General features: G+C 66.9%; 16 protein-coding genes. All 16 read right to left on the bottom strand.

All coding sequences use genetic code 11. The annotated features are described in order from the left end of the window. Positions 1-161: 161 nt before the first annotated feature. The 16 genes from QM597_RS08030 to rho all read right to left on the bottom strand — a co-directional run bounded on the left by QM597_RS08030 (position 162) and on the right by rho (position 16,732). Positions 162-650 carry a hypothetical protein gene (locus QM597_RS08030; RefSeq protein ID WP_415004352.1) on the bottom strand — a complete coding sequence of 163 codons (489 nt, stop codon included), beginning with the start codon at positions 648-650 and terminating at the stop codon, positions 162-164. 33 nt (positions 651-683) lie between these two features. Next, positions 684-1,229 (bottom strand): hypothetical protein, encoded by a 546-nt coding sequence (locus QM597_RS08035; protein WP_415004353.1) that lies wholly within the window; start codon positions 1,227-1,229, stop codon positions 684-686. Further along, on the bottom strand, positions 1,226-2,350 hold the full coding sequence (locus QM597_RS08040) for an MCE family protein (RefSeq protein WP_415004354.1): 1,125 nt from the start codon (positions 2,348-2,350) through the stop codon (positions 1,226-1,228). The genes QM597_RS08035 and QM597_RS08040 overlap by 4 nt, the downstream gene beginning before the upstream one ends. Beyond that, positions 2,350-3,495 carry an MCE family protein gene (locus QM597_RS08045; protein WP_415004355.1) on the bottom strand — a complete coding sequence of 382 codons (1,146 nt, stop codon included), beginning with the start codon at positions 3,493-3,495 and terminating at the stop codon, positions 2,350-2,352. The genes QM597_RS08040 and QM597_RS08045 overlap by 1 nt, the downstream gene beginning before the upstream one ends. Beyond that, entirely contained in the window at positions 3,492-4,544 is a 1,053-nt protein-coding gene (locus tag QM597_RS08050) for an MCE family protein (RefSeq protein WP_415004385.1), read from the bottom strand. Before QM597_RS08050 ends, QM597_RS08045 begins: the two co-directional genes overlap by 4 nt. Beyond that, on the bottom strand, positions 4,544-5,527 hold the full coding sequence (locus QM597_RS08055; protein WP_415004356.1) for an MCE family protein: 984 nt from the start codon (positions 5,525-5,527) through the stop codon (positions 4,544-4,546). The genes QM597_RS08050 and QM597_RS08055 overlap by 1 nt, the downstream gene beginning before the upstream one ends. Further along, complete coding sequence (locus tag QM597_RS08060) at positions 5,524-6,534, bottom strand: MCE family protein (RefSeq protein ID WP_415004357.1); 1,011 nt, start codon at positions 6,532-6,534, stop codon at positions 5,524-5,526. Before QM597_RS08060 ends, QM597_RS08055 begins: the two co-directional genes overlap by 4 nt. Further along, positions 6,531-7,769: an MCE family protein gene (locus QM597_RS08065; RefSeq protein WP_415004358.1), complete on the bottom strand. Its 1,239-nt coding sequence runs from the start codon at positions 7,767-7,769 to the stop codon at positions 6,531-6,533. The genes QM597_RS08060 and QM597_RS08065 overlap by 4 nt, the downstream gene beginning before the upstream one ends. 10 nt (positions 7,770-7,779) lie before the next feature. Further along, positions 7,780-8,658 (bottom strand): ABC transporter permease, encoded by an 879-nt coding sequence (locus QM597_RS08070; protein ID WP_415004359.1) that lies wholly within the window; start codon positions 8,656-8,658, stop codon positions 7,780-7,782. Further along, positions 8,655-9,506: an MlaE family ABC transporter permease gene (locus QM597_RS08075; RefSeq protein ID WP_415004360.1), complete on the bottom strand. Its 852-nt coding sequence runs from the start codon at positions 9,504-9,506 to the stop codon at positions 8,655-8,657. Before QM597_RS08075 ends, QM597_RS08070 begins: the two co-directional genes overlap by 4 nt. Positions 9,507-9,770: 264 nt before the next feature. Beyond that, positions 9,771-10,628, bottom strand: coding sequence for a peptide chain release factor N(5)-glutamine methyltransferase (gene prmC, locus QM597_RS08080; protein ID WP_415004361.1), 858 nt, complete (start codon positions 10,626-10,628; stop codon positions 9,771-9,773). Continuing rightward, the gene (gene prfA / locus QM597_RS08085) at positions 10,625-11,695 is read right to left on the bottom strand and encodes a peptide chain release factor 1 (RefSeq protein WP_415004362.1); all 1,071 of its coding nucleotides are present in this window, start codon (positions 11,693-11,695) and stop codon (positions 10,625-10,627) included. Before prfA ends, prmC begins: the two co-directional genes overlap by 4 nt. Before the next feature lie 78 nt (positions 11,696-11,773). Beyond that, positions 11,774-11,983 carry a 50S ribosomal protein L31 gene (gene rpmE, locus QM597_RS08090; protein ID WP_415004363.1) on the bottom strand — a complete coding sequence of 70 codons (210 nt, stop codon included), beginning with the start codon at positions 11,981-11,983 and terminating at the stop codon, positions 11,774-11,776. A gap of 275 nt (positions 11,984-12,258) precedes the next feature. Then, entirely contained in the window at positions 12,259-14,124 is a 1,866-nt protein-coding gene (locus QM597_RS08095) for a CshA/CshB family fibrillar adhesin-related protein (RefSeq protein ID WP_415004364.1), read from the bottom strand. Positions 14,125-14,293: 169 nt separating this feature from the next. Then, positions 14,294-14,776, bottom strand: coding sequence for a glutathione peroxidase (locus QM597_RS08100; protein ID WP_415004365.1), 483 nt, complete (start codon positions 14,774-14,776; stop codon positions 14,294-14,296). Between the two features lie 255 nt (positions 14,777-15,031). Continuing rightward, entirely contained in the window at positions 15,032-16,732 is a 1,701-nt protein-coding gene (gene rho, locus QM597_RS08105) for a transcription termination factor Rho (RefSeq protein ID WP_415004366.1), read from the bottom strand. Between the last annotated feature and the right edge of the window lie 80 nt (positions 16,733-16,812).

Genomic DNA, 16,812 nt, shown 5'->3' on the forward strand with positions numbered 1-16,812 from the left:
GCACAGTAGGCCCTGCCGCCCAAGGCCCGCCCCCGGTCCCACCGCCAGGTCCCTGAGGTGCGAGGAGCCGGTCCCCGAGGCGCGCCCTTCGAGGCTCGCTCGTTCCTCGCTCGCACCTCAGCCAGCGGACCTCTCAGCGGAATCCCTATGCCAGCCCCTCGTCAGGAGACGGCGGAGTGCAGGAGGAAGGCGATGGCGAGGTACTGCGCCGTGCGCCCGATGAAGACCATGAGCGAGAACAGCCACATCGGCTGGCGTGACGCCCCGGCGAGGATCGTGACGATGGCCAGCGGCGGCACCATGAAGGCCGACGATACGAACACCGTCGTCGCCCCCAGATACGGCCGGTCCAACAGCCCCAGCATCCCGTCACTGAACTCGCGGAGCTTCGCGGCGAACGCATTGCGCGGGGGTTTGCGCTCGCGCTGGCCGAGTTTCTGCCGCCCCTTGCGGGCCAGGTCGAAGACGAAGATCTTGCCGACCACCGTCCCGATGCTGAGCGACATGATGAGCCAGAACAGGAAGACCGGGCTGCTGGTCAGCGTGCCGAGGGCGATGACGTACGCCTCGGCGTTGAGAAACATCGGCAACACCGACGAGCCGACGCCGAAAGCGCAGGCCGTAGCGACCAGTGCGAGGTCCCCTCCCATGCGCCGAAGACTAATCCGCGCGACGGGCGGCACTCAGCACGGCACGGTGACGGGGGCACCGGGTGCCTCCAACGGGGCATCGACCAGCCAGTCCCCGTCTTCGTGGACCATCGTCAGCACGATGGACGACAAGACGCAGGTCGGCTGGATCGAGCCGCCCTGTCCAACCGTCTGCAGCGCGTAGAGCGTGACCGCGACCTTGTCCGACGAGGAAGCCTGCGGCGAGGAGGCCAGCACCGTGCCGCTGGAGGACGCCGACAGGGCCGCGTAGGTCTCCCGCGTGTTGTTGATGTACTCGTCATAGTCGGACTGAAACTTCTCGGTCGCGCCGTCCTTCGCCCATGCGGCGTCGTCATCGAGCGTTGCCGAGGTCCAGGTGAGCATCTGCACGGTGCGCTCCTCAGCGACCTTGCGGGCGTCCTTTTCGGCGTGGTACCGCGCCGAGGCAGCGTGCCACTTCCAGGAGACCACCAGCAGCGCGATGAGCGCCACCGCCAGCGCCACGGCCAGGGCCGTGACGAGCGGTGAACGCTCCTGCGCCTTGAGGCGGCGAGCAATGTCACTAGCGGTCGCGCTCACTGGAGAGCCACCTCGAGCGGCACCGGCCCCGGCGCATGCGCCGATCCGCGCTGCTGAATAGACGAGGACTCACTACTGCACGTCCGCGAAGTGTCAATGAGCGGATCGGAGTCACTGGCCACCTGGTGAGCATCCGGGCTGGTGTCGGCGACATACGCACACACTTCCGCATCGAAGTTCGGCTCCACGAACATGACCGCGTTGAGGTAACCGCCGTTGATCGTTCCGGCGAACTGTGAGAAGCCTCCCGGAACCTTGTCGAGGAACTCCCACAGGTGCGGGCGGTACGGCAACGTCATGTCGGTGAACTGACCCATCGAATTGAGCATGTCGGGCAACTTCAGCCCGACCTTCGACGTGAAGGTGCGCAACTCCTCGACCTGGGCCGGCGTCTGCGCCAGCAGTTCACGCGCCCGCGGGTCGTAGGCGACCAGCCACTCGGTCAGGCTCTTGGCCGCCGGCGCGAGCGTCTGCAACTGCGGCCCCAGGTCGACGCCCATCTGCAGCACGGTCTGCGAGTTGGTGATGACGCGCTCGGTCTGCGGCCAGTTCGCGTCGAGCGTATCGAGGATCTGCTGGCCCGAGTCGACGATGTTCGACAGGTCGTCAGGATCGGCGAAAGCCGTGCTCAACTCGTCGAGCGTGACCCTCAGATCCTCCGGTTCGACCTGTGCCATCAGAGTGTCGATAGCGCGCAGCGACTCGGCCACCGTGGTCGGCGTCGTGGTGTCGGCAAGTTTGATCTTGTCGCCGTCCTTGAACGACGGGCCACTGGAGTCCTTGGGCTGCAGGTCGATGAACTGCTCGCCGGCCGGCGACAGGTTACGGACCACGGCCTTCGACGAGGCCGGAACCTCAACCCCCGGGTCCAGAGCAAGGACCGCCTCGACGCCGTCCTCGGTGGTTCGGATCTCGGTAACCGAGCCGACCTTGACTCCCCGGTAGGTCACCGAGGAGCGCTCGAACAGACCACCGGTCTCGCTCAGTTCGGCCGTGACCTCTGTCGGGCGCTTGGCGATGGAACCGCCCAGGAAGCCCTGGTAGACGTAGACGCTGGTGATGACGAACACCGCAACGAGAGCGAGCGCCGCGACCACGAGCCGCAGAGGAAGCTTCTTCATCAGTTACCTCCACCGGTCAAACCACTGAGCAAAGGGGTAAGCGCCGTGTCGCTGCTAGAACTGCTGCCTTGTCCGGTCAGTGCGCTAATGAGGGGCACCTGAGTCAGGTCCGCCACCGCGTTGGAATCCTGCGACGTATCGGCAGTCGTGCTGGTGATCCCCAGAACCGAGGTATCACCCAGGCCGGTGTTCAGCGGACGGAACTTCAGGTGCGTGTTCAGGTAGACACCCGGAACCGCACTGTTGAGCGCCTCGACGAAAGTCATCACCTGAGCAACCCCGTCCGCGAGGCGCGGCTCGACCGCAGCCACCTCGGCGAAGACCGGGCCGGCCTGCGCGGCCATCTGCGAGATGTCGTCGCGGGTCTGCGCGATAGTCGGCACCACGACGTCGCCGAAGGTGTCGATAGAACTCAACAGGTCAACCAGGGCCGCAGTGTTTTGATTGAGCACCTCCGCAGCCGGGCCGATCTCGGTGAGCGCCCGGTCGATGGTGTCCTGGCGCGACGAGAGCACCTCCGAGGCGTTCGACAGCGCGGTGAGCGCCGAATCGATGTCACTGCTCATGGCGTTGACCGCCGTCGCAGTGCTGTTGACCCTCTGCAGCACGTCACGCAGCGTGTCTTCACGTCCGCCGACCGCAGCGTTCGTCTCGTTGACGATGGTCTGGATTTGGCCGAGGCCGCCACCGTTGATGAACAGCGAAGCAGCCGTCAGCGTGTCCTCCACCGTGGGGGCCGAGGAGGTCAGTTCCGCGCTGACCTTGGAGCCGTCCGTCAACTTCGCCTGACCAGCCGGATCGTCGACGACATCGACGAACAACTCGCCGAGGGCCGTGGTGGCACGCAGCCGGAAGTCCGATGTCGTGGCCAGCTTCGTGTCGGTGCTGATATCCATCGTGACGACGGCTTTGAGATCCTTCACAGTGATCTCGTCGACGCGCCCGATCGCGACGCCGTCCAGTTTGACCGGCGCGCCCGAGGCGAGATTCAGGGCGTCATCGAAGGTCGCGGTGATCTCGTAGGTGTCACCCGGCATCGACGTACCCGGAAGCGGCAGGTCGCTCGCGGTCGTGCCGCAGGCACCGAGGGTTCCGGCAGCGACAACGGTCGTAGCGGCGATGGCAGCCGCACGGAAGAGGTTCATCCTTGGATCCCTTGCAGAGCGGACAGGAGGTTCGTCAGCGGTTCCAGACCCTCGACCGGCACCAACTCGCACAGAGCAGGAGCAGCGACACACAACTCGTTGGTCGGGTTGACCAGGCTCAGCGGACGTGTGCGGAAGAGCAGCCGGCCCTCGTCATCGATGGCGTTCGGCAGGTTCTGCATGAGCAAGGGCGCGTTCTGCAGCAACTGGGTGATCTCCTGCTCGTGGGCCTGCAACTCGTTCGCCAGAGCCACGAAGTCGTCGATCTGACCGGAGATCTGGTCCGAGTGGGCCGCCGAGAAGTCGGCCACGCCCTGCAGCATGGCCGCGATGGAGTCGAAGGTGACCTGGATCTGGCCCGTCTGCTGGTCGAGCATGACCGCTGCGGAGGTGATCTGGGTCGTGAAGTCCTTCACCAGGGCCTCGTTGCTGGCCAGTGTCTGTGTCAGCGTGTCGAGGTTCGTCAGGTTCTCCTCGACCGCAGGCATCGTGCCGGTCAGCGCAGTGAGCACCTGCGATAGGTCGGACAATCCGTTGGCGATGGTCTGCCCTTGTCCGTCGAGGGCCATCGCCGAGGAGGCCAGGATGTCGTGCAGCGGACCGTCGGAGCCGTCCTCGGCACCGAGCGCGTTGGAGATGTCCTGCAACGAGCCGAGGAGTTCCTCGAACTCCACCGGCGTCTTGGTCTTATCAGCCGCGATGACCGCACCGTCTTCGATGACCGGCCCGGAGGTGTAGGCCGGCGTCAATTCGATGTAGCGGTCCGTGGCCACCGAGCGCGACACGATCACCGCGCCGACGTCCTTGGGCAATTTGATGTCGCCGTCGACCTCGATCTCGACGTTGACGTGGCTGCCGGACGGCTCAATGGAGATCACCTCGCCCACGGGCACACCACGGATGCCGACATCATTGCCGCGGAACAGGCCCGTGGCATCGGTGAACTGAACCGTCAGGTGCTTCTTGCCCGAACCCAGGACCCCGCAGCCTGCCACCAACGGCAGCGCGACGAGAAGGACCACCATGCCCTTGATCCACCAGTGCTTCATCACGGCAAGGCCTCCCCGGTCGGAAGAATCCCCGCAAGGTTGTCGGGGTTGATCGACGGCACGTTCAAGTCGACCCACGGGCCGTTGCCGGTCGCGTTGGCGAGATAGACCGTCATGGTCGACAAACTGGTCACGGTCTCCATGATCGAGTCGCGCACCTGATAGAGATGGTCGAGTGACTGCGACAGGTTCGCCATGAGCGGGTCCAGGTCGTCGGCGGTGTCGGCGAGGATCCCGTTGACCGCGTCGGCGAGCGCCTGGGCGTCGACCAGCAGCGAGTCGATGGCCTGCTGACGAGCGTTCAGTTCCTGCAGCACGACGCTCGACTGCTGCAGCAGCGTCATAATGTCGGCCGACTGCGAGTTCAGCAGGCCCGTGAAGGTCGCCGAGGCGTTCAACAGGGACTGCAACTGATCGGTGCGCTGCACGGCGACCGAGGACAGATTCGCCACCCCTTCGATCGCCGCGCGGGCTTCCTCGGGAGTCTGGCCGAGCACGTCGGAGACGACCGTCATGGCGTCGGCCACGGCCTTCTCGTCGATCTCGGTCAGTGCCGTATCGGCACCGTCGATGACGTCCTGCAGGTTGTACGGAACACTCGTGTTCTTGATCGGGATGGTGTCGTTCTTCAACGACCCTGTACCCGAGGGTGTGACCTCGAGGTAGTGAGTACCGAGCAGCGTCGCCACCTTGACCGCAGCCGTCGTGGTGGACCCGAGATCGATGTCGGAGTCGATGGTGAAGTCGACCTCGACGGCCTTGTCGGTCAGGCGGATCGCGGTGACCTCGCCGACGCCGACGCCGGCGACCTGCACCTCCTCCCCGACGCGCAGGCCCGCCGTGTGCTCTAGCACTGCGGTGACCCGCTGCTTGCCGAACTGCGCGGTACTCAAGCCGAACACCAGCAGCGCGAAGAGCAGGAGTCCGATGACGCCGAGCAGACCCACGAAGCGAGGTTCTTTCAGCCGTGCGGTGACGCTCATGAGCACACCTCCGAGAAGGGACCGTCCGCGCTGCCGACCGGGATCTCCGCCCCGGTGCTGAGTTCCAAGGAGATCGCGCAGATGTACATATTGAGGAAGGTTCCGGTGTTGGTCGGACGGGTGAAGGAGTCGAAGCCCGTCGGCGCGCTGGCAAACAGACTGTCGAGGGCGTCCTGATGACCGACCAGCGTCTCGACCGCGCCGCGCAGCGATGAGACCGCTGTGTCGACATCGGGCCGCAACTGCTGGGTCAGCGAGGCCGTGGCCTGCGCCAATTCCGACATGCCGTCGAGGGACCCGAAGATCGTGTCCTTCTCGGCGGCCAATCCGTTCATCAGGGCAGTCAACTGATCGACCGTGGTGGAAAACTCCGCACCCTTGGCCGAGAAGTCCTCCAGGACCGGGGTCAGGTTGGTCAGCACCTCGCCGATCACGGCATCCTTGGAGGCCAGGTCGTTGGTGAGGATCGCCGTCTGGTTGAGCAGCGATTCGACCGTGCCGCCCTCGCCCTGGAGCACCGCGACGAGGGAGGTAGCCAGCTGGTTGACCGCAGCCGGCTCCAAGGTGTCGAACAGCGGCTCGAAGCCGTTGAGCAGCGCGGTGAGGTCGAAGCCTTCCTTGGTCTGATCGTTGCTGATCTTCTTGTCGGCGTTGATCGCCTTACCGGCTGTCTCCCCAGGTGCCAGCGACAGATACCGCTGACCCAGCAGGTTCTGGTACTTGATGGTGATCGTCGTGGTGTCGGTGATCTTCTGCCCGGCTCCGAGGGTGAACTCCACCAGGGCAGTGTTGTCGTCGCTGAGTTCGATCTTCTCGACACGACCGACCCGCACGCCTGCGGCGCGCACGTCGTCGCCGGGACGCAGACCCGTGACCGAGTCGAACTCGGCCTGATAGTTCTGCGACTCGCCCGAGACCCGGTTGACCATCGTGTTGTAGATGATGACCATCAAGATCACCGCGATGATCGAGAACAGGATGAACTTGACGCGGACTCCGTAGTTCACTGTCCGTCACCTCCGACGAAGCCGCGAGTCAACAGGTCACCCATGCCGTTGGGGTCTGCTGCCGAGACCGATTCGAGTTGAGCCAGCAGGCTCTGGATCTGAGCCACGAGCGCGGCGTCGTCGGAGGATGTCGACGACGCCTCTGCGCCCGTTCCGCAGTTGTCGGCGACCGCCTGGTACTCGGCCGGACCGAACGTGGCGCAGTCCGCTCCCGTATAGGCCGTCCTCTCGCCGTCGTTGGCCACGATGTCGACGTTGGTCTCCAGGAAGCCGCCCGGCTGGTTCGGGTCCGGGTTGGTGACGGCCGCCGACCCCTGCGTGGCCAACTCCACGAGCGAGTCGAAGGTCTGCGAGAAGCCCGCGCGCTTGTCGTACATCGTCTCCACGATGGGTGCCGACTGCGTGATCGCCTTGATGAAACTCTGCTGGCTGTTGCTGAACAGGCTGTTGGCCTCGTCCACCAGGGCGTCACCGCCGGAGAGCACCGCCGCGAGATCGGACTTGCGCTCCACGATGGTCTGCGTCGTGACGAAGGAGTTCTCCAGTGCGTCGAGGAGGTCTGGTGCCACCTGCGAGACCGTGTTGAGGTTCGTGGTGAGCAAGCGCAGATCCTGCTGCACCTGCGGCAACTGCGGCTCCAAACGAGTCAGATAACTGTCGAGGGTGACCAGCGATTGGCCGAGGGAGTTGCCGCGGCCGTCGAGCGCTTCAGCGAAGGCACCGAGCGTAGCCGACAGACGCGACGGCTCGACCGCCGTGAGGATCTCGTAACTCGCATCCAGCGCGTCTTGCAACTCGCGGGTCTCGGTGGTCTCGTCCTGCGCGATCACCGCTCCCGCCTTGAACTTACCGTGCGGGTTCTCCGGCGGGACCAGGTCGACGAACGAGGTGCCGAAAACCGTGGCCGGGAGCACGCGCGCGGTGACACCGGCCGGCAGCCGGTCCGCCTCGTCCGGGTCGAGCGTCAGCCCGAGCCGCACGCCGCCGTCCTTGGCCTCGATCGAGGTGACCTTGCCGATGATCGCGCCGCGCATCTTGACGTCGTTGCCGGCAACGAGCGCGCCGCCGATGTCGTCGAGCTGGGCGTCGATCTCGACCTGCTTGCTGAACAGGCCGCCGCGCACCGCGAAGAAGGCCACCGCGAGCAACGCGAGGATGACGACGGCGGCGATGCCGCGCTGAATGAGTGTTCCGCGCTGGGTCTCCAGGTCGCGGGAGATGAATCCTGCAGTCATAGTGTCCTCGTCACCCCGAGATCCTGACACCGGGGTCGTTGCCCCAGAAGACCAAGGTCAGCGCCATGTTGAGCACGACCACCGTCACGATGCTGGCGCGGATCGCCTTACCGGTCGCCTCACCGACGCCCTCCGCGCCGCCGGTGGCCATGAAGCCGTACCAGCAGTGAATGATCGTTACCGCGAAGGCGAAGATGAGGATCTTGATGACCGCGAAGATGACATCGGAGACCGCGATGAAGGTGCCGAAGTAGTGCTCGTAGGTGCCCGGCGGCTGGCCGAACATCATCGTCACCGCCATCTGCGAGGCCAGGTAGGAACCGGCCAGGCCGATCATGAACAGCGGCAGGATCGCCATCATCGTGGCGATGACACGGGTCGTGACCAGGTAGGGGATCGACGGGACCGCCATGACGCTCAGCGCGTCGATCTCCTCGCTGGTGCGCATGGAGCCGAGCTGCGCGGTGTAGCGGCAGCCGACCTGCGCGGCCAGGGCCAGCGCTGCCACGAGAGGTGCCAGCTCGCGGGTGTTGACGACCGCCGAGACGAAGCCGGTCAGCGGCGACAGGCCGATGGTCTCCAGGCCGTTGAAGCCCTCGATACCCAGCGACGTACCCGCCGACAGGGCCAGCAGGACCATGACGCCGATGGTGCCGCCGCCGACGAGGATGGCACCGGTGCCCCAGCTGATGTCGAGCAGGATCCGGAAGGTCTCGGCGCGGTAGTTGCGCAGGGTGCCCGGAATCGCAGCGACCGTACGCAGCAGGAACGTGGCGAACGTGCCGGCCGAGACGAGCTTGTCACCACCGGACTTGACGGCCGATTGGGCACCGGACTGCAACCGGGTGCCGATGCCTGGGCGCGCTTCGCGCTCCACATCCGTACTCATGCGATCCTCTGCGGTACGAGCATGACGTAGCCCTGCGTGATCGCGACGTTGACGAGCGCGAGCACGATGACGGCGATGACGACACACTGGTTGACGGCGTCTGCGACGCCCTTCGGTCCGCCCTTGGCGTTGAGGCCCTTGTGGGCGGCGATGATCGTGGCGAGGAAGCCGAAGATGACGGCTTTGCCCTCGGCGAGCAGCAGGTCGGTCGGCTGCGCGAAGGACACGAACGAGGCGATGTAGGCACCCGAACTGACGTGGCCGCCGCCGACGTTGATGAAGTAGCCGGTCATCATCGCGGTCACCGCGACGACAATGTTGAGCACGAAGCCCACCGCCATGGCGGCCGCGACGCGCGGGGTGACGATGCGCTGCACGGGGTTGAGGCCCATGACCTTCATCGCGTCGACCTCTTCACGGACCGTCTGGGCGCCGAGCTGGGCGCAGATGGCCGAGCCGACCGCACCGGCCATGAGCAGCGAGGTGACCAGCGGCGCGGCCTGACGCAGGATGCCGATGCCGTTGACCGCGCCGGTGAAACTCACCGCGCCGATCTGCTGGGCGACCGAGCCGACCTGGATGGCGATGATGATGCCGAACGGGATGGCGACCAGCACCGTCGGCATGAAGGCGACGCGGATCATAAACCAGGCCTGGTCGAAGAACTCCCGCCAGGAGAACTTCCGGCCGATGATGTCGGTGGCCAGATAACGCAGCGACCCGAAGGCCAGAATCGTCATCGCACCGAAAGTGTCGACACCGTCGAAGAACTTGCCGCGCAGCGATGAGACTGCCGACCCTGCGCGCGCGGCCACACTCCGCGAGGGGGTGCCCTCCTTTACCGTCATGCGTCCCTTTCACCATCGCCTTGAAACCGTCCCGTATCCGAGGACGACAGTCACCGTAACGCTCCGTGACACCCGTCACAACGACCGGGGTCGTATTCCGTCACGCCTCATGTGTCGTCGGACACGAAAACTTCGCCGCCGCAGTCCCTGAGGTGCGCAGGCCGGCCTCGGAGGGAGAGCCGGCGGTAGGTCCCTTCGCCCTTCGAGGCCGCTCGTTCCTCGCGGCACCTCAGGACCCGGCTTCGCTCGCAAGTTCCTCGCGCCTCAGGGACCGAGGCGGCAGGCGGTGACGAAGCGGGGGCGGCCGGCGAGGTCGGGGTGGTCGCGTACCTGCGTCCACGCCGGCGGCTCGCCGCAGAACACCGCCGGGGCGCTCTGGCCCTGCGCGTCGGCGTGCTCGGCAGCCACGACGCCCCCCGGACGCAGCAGCCGGCGGGCCACGCGCTCGACCACACGCATCGCGTCGAGGCCGTCGCTGCCCGACCACAGCGCGAGGGCCGGGTCGTGGTCACGGGCCTCCGGTGCCACCGACTCCCAGGCGTCGATGGGGATGTAGGGCGGGTTGGCCACCACCGCGTCGACCGTGCCGTCGAGATCGGCGAAGGCCTCGGCCATGTCGCCCAGGCGCAGGTCGACGCCCGTCCCGGCCAGATTGCGCAGCGCCCACGAGTGCGCACCCTCGTCGAGTTCGACCGCGTGGACCCGTGCGCGAGGCACCTCGTGGACGAGGCTGAGGCTGATCGCACCGGACCCCGCGCACAGTTCCACGACGACCGGCTCGGGCAGGCCGGCGATCTGATCGATGATCCAGCCGGTCATCACCTCGGTCTCGGGACGCGGCACGAACACGCCCGGCCCGACCTCGACGTCGACGTAGCGGAACGCCGTGGTCCCGGTGAGATGCTGCAGCGGCACCCGGCGGGCGCGGGCGGCGATCATGTCGAGGAAGGTGCGCCGCTGCGGCTCTTGCACCGGGGCGCGGCGCACGAGGGCGCGCGGGGAGCCGGTGACATGGCTCAGCAGCGTCTCGGCGTCGAATCGCGGCGAGGGCACGCCGGCCTGTTCCAGCGCGGCCTCGGCCTGCTCCAGCAGCCGCTCGGCCTGCGGACGGACGCCGCTCACCGGTCCTGCCCTGCGGCCAGCGCATCGAGGCGCTCGGCGAGGTCGGCCTCGACCAGCGAAGCGATCACGTCACTCAGGGCACCGTCCATGACCGCGTCGAGGTTGTAGGCCTTGAACCCGGTGCGGTGGTCCGAGATGCGGTTCTCGGGGAAGTTATAAGTACGTACTCGCTCGGAACGGTCAACCGTGCGCACCTGGGAGCGGCGCGCCTGCGAGGCCTCGGCGTCGGCTGCGGCCTGGGCCGCCTCCAGCAACCGCGAGCGCAGGATGCGCATGGCCTGGTCCTTGTTCTGCAACTGGCTCTTCTCGTTCTGGCAGCTCACGACGATGCCGCTCGGCAGGTGAGTGATGCGCACCGCCGAATCGGTCGTGTTGACGCTCTGGCCGCCCGGGCCGGAGGACCGGAAAACGTCGATGCGCAGGTCGGCGTCATTCACGTGGACGTCGACCTCCTCGGCCTCGGGCAGCACCAGCACGCCGGCCGCCGAGGTGTGGATGCGGCCCTGCGACTCAGTGACGGGTACCCGCTGCACGCGGTGGACGCCGCCCTCGAACTTCAGCAGCGCGTACGGTGCTTCCCCAGGGTCGACCGCACGGGTGGCCTTCACCGCTGCGGTGACCGACTTGTAACCGCCGAGGGCCGTCTCGGTGGCGTCGAGGATCTCGACCTTCCAGCCGCGGGCCTCGGCGAAGCGCGTGTACATGCGCAGTAGGTCGCCGGCAAACAGGGCCGACTCCTCGCCGCCCTCACCGCCCTTGATTTCGACGATGACGTCTTTGCCGTCGGCCGGGTCGCGGGGCACGAGGAGGCGCTGCAGGCGCTCGGCGAGGTCGGCGATGCGCGGTTCCAGTTCAGCGGCCTCGTCGGCCAGGTCCAGCTCGCGCGCCGCGTCCAGGTCGCCGGCGGCCTGTTCCCACTCCCGATAGGTGCGCACGATGCCGCCGAGTTCGGCGTAGCGCTGGCCGACGCGCTTGGCGAGCGCAGGGGCGGCGTGTACCGCCGGATCGGCGAGCCGCCGCTCGAGGTCGGCGTACTCGGCCAGCAGCCCGGTCACGACCTCGAACACGGCATCTCCTCTGGGTCGGCGGATAAAGACGACAGCGCCGGCCAACTCCCTGAGGAGATGGCCGGCGCCGCAGGGCAGCTACTTCTTCTTGCCGTAGCGCTTCTCGAACTTGGCGACGCGCCCGCCGGTGTCGAGGATCTTCTGCTTGCCCGTGTAGAACGGGTGGCAGGCCGAGCACACGTCGGCGCGGATGACGCCGTCGCCGGCGGTGCTGCGCGTCGTGAACGTGTTGCCGCAGGTGCAGGTGACCTGGGTTTCGACGTAGGTGGGGTGGATATCGCTCTTCATGGTGTCCTCTCGTGGTCGCTGGGTCGCCGACCGGTGTCGCGCGTGAACCAGAACCGGCGCACCAGTCTGCCAGCCCCGGCAAGCGAACCCAAATCCGGTGCCGGTCAGGTCCCGTGGCGGCAGGTCCCTTCGAGGCTCGTCGCAAGCTCCTCGCACCTCAGGGACCGGAGGTGCGAAGCCGTCTGCGGCCGAGCCTCGAAGGGACCCCCGCCGGTCAACGACTGCGGGCCTTCGTCACCCGAAGGTGACGAAGGCCCGCAGCGTTCAGACCGGGATCAGGCCACGGATGCCCGGCGGCGCGTCAGACGCAGCGCCAAAGTGCCCATGACACCGGCGAGCAGGCCCGACAGCAGCAGGGCCTGCGACGTGCTCAGGCCCGTCGTCGGCAACGCTGCCGGAACGGTCGTCACCGTCGAAACCGTAGCCTCGGCACTGGTGACCGCATCGCCGTCGAGCGTGGTGCCCGTGGCAACCGCCACATTGGTCACCGCGCCCGCAGCCACATCCGCAGCCGTCACCGTGTACGGATCCGCCGTGAACTCCACCGGGCCGGCCACCGACTCGCTCGGCGGCTCCGGATCGCCCTCGGCCGACAACAACGCCACCGACTCCGGCGTCAAACCTGACACCTTCGCGTCAACCACCGTGACGTCCTGCAGCGTCAGATTGCCCGTGTTGCGCACCGTGAACGAGTACACGATCGTCTCACCCTCATCCGCAGTGCCGTTGCCGTTGGCATCGTTCAACTGCGCGCTCTTGACGATCTCCAACTGCGGATCCGGGTCGACGCCCAACTCAACCGCGTAATCCTCCACCTCGCCCGAGGTCGAAATGCCCGTCGGCGAGGAGACCGCGTCCTCATCGGCACCGATGCGCACCCGCAGGTAGCTGTCGGCGATGGCGTCGTCGAACAACTGCACGGCGTCATCCGGGATCGTCCACGTCAAGTCGACCGAAGAGGCATCCGCGCAGGAGACCGTTCCCGAACCTTCACCAGCGTCGAACGCCCCGCTGAGGTTCCAGTCGATCCAGCCTTGGACCACGCCGCCCGTGCAGGAGACGTCCGACAGCGTGTAGGAACCACCGCGAGCCGTGGGGATCGGGTCGGCGTCTAGCGTCACGCCGTCGTCACCGGCGGTGTCACCGTCTGCCGCAGCATTGCCCACGTACGAACTGTCGCCGGTGATCTCGTCACCGAGACGCACGTCAACAACCGGATCGGCGTAGTCCACGGCGTAATCACCATCGACGGTCGCCGGCATCAACTGCTGCGTGACGCCGTCGGTCAGCTCCGTGCCGCCCGAGAAGGTCGGCGAGAACACGGCACCGGCCACGTCATAGGACGTCGGCGCGTCCCCGAAGTCCACCGGCAGCACCACGCCCAGCGTGATCGCCGTCCGGCCATCGACACCATCGGGGTTGATGGTGAAGTCGAGCGAGGAAGCACCCTGCGCATACGCCACCAACGCCGGACCCGAGCCGCAGCGACCATCCGGCGCGATCACGCGAAGCGTGTCGTCCGTACGAGTCACGTCAAGCGGCTGGTCGTTGCAGTTCGCGTAGCCGTCGATCAGGCTCCACTCATACGAACCGCTACCCGTAGGGGTGACTTCGTAACCCTCGCCGGAGTTCGACGCCTCGCCCTCGCTCACCACCAGGCCCGTGATCGGGACCTGAACACGGTTCGAGGACGTGCTTCCCTCATCTGTCGGGAAGAGGTAAGACTCGCAGTCGAGCGACGCCGAGATAGCCCCCCCGTCGTCAACGTTGGACAGACCGGAAATCAACTCATTGTCTGTACCAGTGCCACCGATGTTGTACATATCGTCGAACCCGTCGCCGCCGTACTGGCCGGGAGCATAGGAGAGGAGATGATTGTCGGTGTTGTCCGTGGAGATATCACTGACCGTGCAGTAAGTGCCGAGCGTCTGGGTGCCGAGTTCCCGCTCACTGACTCCGACATAGCCCTCGTCCACCTGGACCGGGGTGGTGGTCTCGCCCCATTCGATCCAGTCGATCTCCCCCTTGTACTGACCCGCACCGCCATCGGCATAACGCGCCTCGGCGGGTGCCACTGCGGTCACCGCTAAGCCGACACCGACCAGAGCGGTCACGGCGGCCGTAGCAAGAGCCTTTTTCATGAATCCCTCATCCCTCCATGCTGATCCCCAGTGAGGACTCAGCGGCATCTCAGAAAAGTCGATAGAACCTATCACAGAGTCGAGGAACCTCCGCTCGAACCCACAGATCCTGAGGCGCGAGCGAGGACGAACGACACCTCGAAGACCGGCCCCGGCCCCCGGCTTCCGCTCAGGCAGCGAGCGCCTTCTCGATGTCGGCGGCGATGGCCTCGGGCTTCACGTTGGAGCCGTAGCGCTTCACCACCTGGCCGTCACGGCCGATGAGGAACTTGGTGAAGTTCCACTTGACCGTCCCGCCGAGCACGCCCTTCTTCTCCGACTTGAGCCACTGGTACAGCGGGTGTGCGCCGGAGCCGTTGACCTCGACGGTGCCGAACATCGGGAAGGTCACCCCGTAGTTGCGCTCGCAGAAGGCCGCAGTCTCCGCGTCGTCGCCCGGGTTCTGGTGCAGGAACTGGTCGCACGGGAAGCCCAGCACGACGAGGCCCTGGTCGGCGTACGTCGCGTACAACTCCTCCAGGCCCGCGAGCTGGGGGGTGAAGCCGCACTTGGTGGCGGTGTTGACGACGAGCAGCACCTGGCCGCGGTAATCGGCCAGGTGCCGCTCGGCCCCGTCGATAGCGGTGGCCGTGAAGTCGTAAGCAGTGGTCATGCCGTCAGACTAAGGGCGTGCGCGCGTAGGCGCACCTCGGTCCCTGAGGCGCGAGCTTGCGAGCCTCGAAGGGCGAAGGGACCCCACCTCCGCTGGCTTCGAGGCTCCTCGTTCCTCGTCGCGCCTCAGCCAGCGGGTGCGCGCCGGTCCCTGAGGCGCGAGGAGCTTGCGACGAGCCTCGAAGGGACCCGCCATTGCAGGCTTCGAGGCTCGCTCGTTCCTCGCTCGCACCTCAGCCAGCGGGCACGCACACGATCAGGCGGTGATGCCGGCGAGGATCGTCGCCTCGTCCTCGGCGCTCTCGGCGTCGGCGACGGCCCGGCGCACCTGGGTGGCACGGGCGATCTCGTCGGCGGACTGCAACAGGTCGTCGCGACGGGTGCCCGAATCGGAGACGTCGACGGCCGGGAAGGCACGGCGCGCGGCCAGCGCACGGTCCAGGCGCACCTGCGTCGTCGCGGTCGGGGCGATCTCGGAATAGATCGACTCGTCAACGCCGGACCACGTCTCGACCTGAGCCGTGGCAAGGATCGTCAGCGAACCGCCGTCCTCGATGTTGCGCGCGGCACCGAAGATCCGCTTCGGACCCGACAGCGCTGAGGCGTCGGCACCGTCGACCAGCACACGGTTCTGGCCCGCAGCGACCTGGTGGTAGGCCCGGCCCAGGCGCGTCAGACCGTCGAAGAGCACGACGACGTCATGGCCCAGCTCGACCAGGCGCTTGGCCCGCTCGACGGCTAACTCGGCGACCGTCGTGTGGTCGCCGGGTGCCCGGTCGAAAGCCGAGGCGATGACCTCGCCGCGCACCGACCGCTGGAACTCGGTGATCTCCTCGGGACGCTCGTCGACGAGCACGACCATGAGGTGACATTCGCTGTGGTTGGTCGTGACGGCCTCGGCGAACTCGCGCAGCGCCGTCGTGGCACCGGAGGCCGGCGGCGCGACGAGCAGGCCGCGCTGGCCCTTGCCGACGGGCGCGACCAGGTCGACCACGGTGCCGGTGCCGGCCGCGCCGCCGGCCGCCAGTCGCAGCCGCTCGGTCGGGAACACCGGGGTCAGCGCGGCGAACTCGGCACGCTGCTTGGCCTCCTCCAGACTCATGCCATTCACCGAGTCGACCCGCACCATCGGGTTGAACTTCTCCTTGCGCTCCCCCTCACGCGGCTGGCGCACCTGGCCGACAACAGCGTCCCCACGGCGCAGGCCCCACTTGCGGACCATCGACAGCGACACGTAGACGTCGTTCTCGCTCGGCAGGTAGCCGGTCGTACGGACGAAGGCGTAATTGTCGAGGATGTCGACAATGCCGGCGGCGGGCACGAGCACGTCGTCCTCGGCCACCTGGACCTCGCCATCGGCAGTCCGGCCTCCCCGGCCACGGCCCCGGCGGTTACGGCGGCGGCCCTGCGGGTCGTCGTCATTACCGTTCTGGTTGCCGTTCTGGTCGGCGTCGGCGTTGCCCTTGGCTTCGCCGTTCTTGGCCTCCCCGGCTTCCTCGCCGGGTTTCTTGGCAGCCTTGCCCTGGTTCTCGCCGGTCTTCGCCTCACCGACGGCCTTGTTGGCCTTCGGCTTGTCGCCCTTATTCTGTTCCTTGCCCTGGGTCTTATTCTGCTCCGAGGGCTGCTGTCCGCCCTCGTCCTGACCCCTCGTGGGCTGGTTCTTCTTCGGCGCGTCGGGGCTGTTCTTCTCGGGTGCCGCCTGCGGCTCGGCAGTAGGGGCCTCGGCCTGCTTCGGAGCTGTGGGGGCGTCGCCGCGGGCGGCCTTGATGGCCTCGATCAGCGCGCCCTTGCGCATCGAGGTCGCCCCCTCGATGCCCAGCTCGGCGGCGATCTCCTGCAGCTCGGCGATGACCTTCCCGCCGAGACCGCCACCGCGACGAGTGGTGCGGCGGACGGCGGGAGCAGGGGTCTCGGTGGTCGACTCCTCGGTGGAGGGAGCCTGGGTCGTATCGGTCACAGATGAACATCCTCAATAGGTCGTCTCGCCACATCCCGCGCGACGGCGGCAGAAAGGAACGGTCCGATGGAAGACAGTCC

The organism is Aeromicrobium sp. (assembly GCF_047607065.1).
GTDB lineage: Bacteria > Actinomycetota > Actinomycetes > Propionibacteriales > Nocardioidaceae > Aeromicrobium.